The 2,238-nt window shown below is 47.8% G+C and carries 3 protein-coding genes; all 3 read right to left on the bottom strand.

Going from position 1 to position 2,238, the window contains the following annotated elements:
• Window positions 1-57: 57 nt before the first annotated feature.
• Window positions 58-1,164, bottom strand: a complete 1,107-nt coding sequence (locus tag Q0314_RS10725; protein ID WP_298058885.1) for an NnrS family protein — start codon at window positions 1,162-1,164, stop codon at window positions 58-60.
• Window positions 1,157-1,846 (bottom strand): ATP-binding cassette domain-containing protein, encoded by a 690-nt coding sequence (locus Q0314_RS10720; RefSeq protein WP_298058882.1) that lies wholly within the window; start codon window positions 1,844-1,846, stop codon window positions 1,157-1,159. The genes Q0314_RS10725 and Q0314_RS10720 overlap by 8 nt, the downstream gene beginning before the upstream one ends.
• A gap of 6 nt (window positions 1,847-1,852) precedes the next feature.
• Window positions 1,853-2,238 (bottom strand): ABC transporter permease subunit (locus Q0314_RS10715; protein ID WP_298058880.1); only part of this gene is annotated, 386 nt, incomplete at its 5' end.

The raw sequence follows: 2,238 nt of genomic DNA, 5'->3' as shown, positions 1-2,238 counted from the left end.
TTTTATGCGTTAGTACGGCCATATCGCTCGCTAGGTATAAAAGGACGCTAGATTAGCCTACTCCGGATCGTCGCTAAACTCGTTATCTCTAAAAATTTTATAAAAATCAATAAACCAAAGCGCGAAGGCTACGGCGATGAGAGTTGCCGGTAGATGGATATAAAATCCGCTCCAAACGTAAGCCAAAAAGCCTCTGCAAATGCCCGCGGCGATAACAAGCGCAAAGGCGATCTTGCTCAGGCGTAAAAACTCAAGCTCTTGCCCGCTGTGGCGCAGACCGGCGATGTTAAAGATAAGCATAATGCTAAAAATAATGCCGTTTAACGCGATGACGTGCAGCATGTTTGTCTCTAGCCCAAGCCCCAAAATCCCGCTAGCGCCGTAAAGGATATACGCCGCTGACAGCAAAAGCTGCATCAAGTAGTAGTAAATCACAAAGCTATGACGCAAAAGCTCCTTGTAGTGCCACTCTTTTAGCTTGGCTAAAATCGCGCTACCGCAGGCTATTGCGGCAAAATTTACAGCTTTGCTGCCCTCAAAAAACACGCTCGCTAACAAAAACGCGCAAACGCTAACGATCGCGATGTTTTTATAGACGAAATTTGGCACAAAAGCCGCGTCTTGCATACCAGACTCGCGGTTTAGCGCCTCTTTGCCAAGCACCACGCTAACGCGAAAAGATATAAGCAAAATCGCGATTACATGCAGGTGGATTTGTAAATTTAAAAATTTCTCCTCGCCGCTAAGCAGATAGTAAATTTCAAAGCCAAAAATGCCCAGTAAAAATGCCAAAACGCCCAGTTGATCGTCGTTGCGGTCAAGCCAGATCATATAAACGCAAAGCCCGGCCAGATACGCCCAAAAAAGCGCCATAAAAAAGTGCGCCGCAAACAAGCTAAAAAACGCGCTAAAAAAACTTGCCGTAAAAAACGCAAACATAACGTAGGCGTGCTTTTTTAACCCTCCGCCAAAATTCGTCCAATCAGTTAGTCCCGTTAGCAAAAATCCCGCATACGCAAGGGCTGCAACAAGGTGCAAAAAGATAAATTTGTGCCAGCTAACAAAATCCACGGGCGTAAAAAAAACCGCACCGCCCAGCACCGCGCAAACCGCGCTCGTAAGGAAAAAAATTCTCATCGGATGGGTAAAAAAGTCGTTAATCATAATAAATTTTTCCTTTAAAATTTTCGTCTATCACGCCGCTAGCGTAGGCAAAATCTCGCTGCGAAAAGGCGCGGTCAAGCTCCAGCTCGCGCTCGATCACCGCGCCCTTGCTGGCTAAAAAGCAAATTTTACTAGACATTCGCGCGGCCTCCATCCTGTCGTGAGTCACCAGCACGACGCTCATACCCTCCTCCACGCGCCGCGTGACGATGTCTATCAAAATTTCCTTCATATCATAATCAAGCCCCGAAAACGGCTCATCCATCAGCAGCAAATCGGGCTTTGTCACGATCGCCCGCACGAAAGCAACCCTTTGGCGCATGCCGCCGCTTAGCTCGTCAGGGTACTTTAGCGCGTCTTTTTCCGTTAGTCCAAGTCTAGCAAAGAGCTGTAGCACGGCCTTTTCGTCAGGCTCATCCATCACGAGCAGCACGTTATCAAGCGCGTTTTTCCACTCAAGCAGGCGATTTTCCTGAAAGAGATAGGTCGTTTTATTAAATTTATTGATTATCTTGCCTTTGCGCGGGTCGATGAGACCCGAGATCAGGCGCAGGATCGTGGTTTTACCGCAGCCGCTCGCGCCAAATAGCGTCACTACTTCGCCCGCGCCGACCTTTAAACTAAAATCGCGTACGACCTTGTCGCGTAAAATTTCGTATTCTAAATTTTGAAGTTCTAGCATAGCAAACTACCTTTTCCACGGCATTAGCGTGATCTTTAGCGGCTCGATAACCAGATACTCAAAAAGCATAATGATAGCGATAGTAAGCACGACGTAGGCCATCACTTCGGTGGTATCTAGCATTACTCTAGCGCTCGCGATCTTTGCGCCCATACCGTCGTTCGCGCCTAGCAGCTCGCCCATGATGACGATCTTTACGCCCATGCCCACAGCGACGCTTAGGGAGCTGATGATGTGGCTAGTTAGGTGCGGAACGTAAAGGTGGCGAATTTTTTTCCAAACGCCCAGTTTATACGCGTCAAACATCTCCTTTAGCTCCTCGCTAACGCTCATCATGCCGACCATCGAGCTAGCAAAGGTTAGCGGCAAAACCGTGATAATGATCGTAAATA

This window comes from uncultured Campylobacter sp., from assembly GCF_938040115.1.
In the GTDB taxonomy this organism is placed as follows: Bacteria; Campylobacterota; Campylobacteria; order Campylobacterales; family Campylobacteraceae; genus Campylobacter_A.
The sequence above is the reverse complement of the archived record's forward strand: the minus strand, read 5'-3'. Positions and strand labels throughout refer to the sequence as shown.

Bases quoted from the DNA above. Each gene is read 5' to 3' on its own strand.
- Q0314_RS10720 (WP_298058882.1), bottom strand. From the start codon at position 1,846: ATGCTAGAACTTCAAAATTTAGAATACGAAATTTTACGCGACAAGGTC.
- Q0314_RS10725 (WP_298058885.1), bottom strand. From the start codon at position 1,164: ATGATTAACGACTTTTTTACCCATCCGATGAGAATTTTTTTCCTTACG.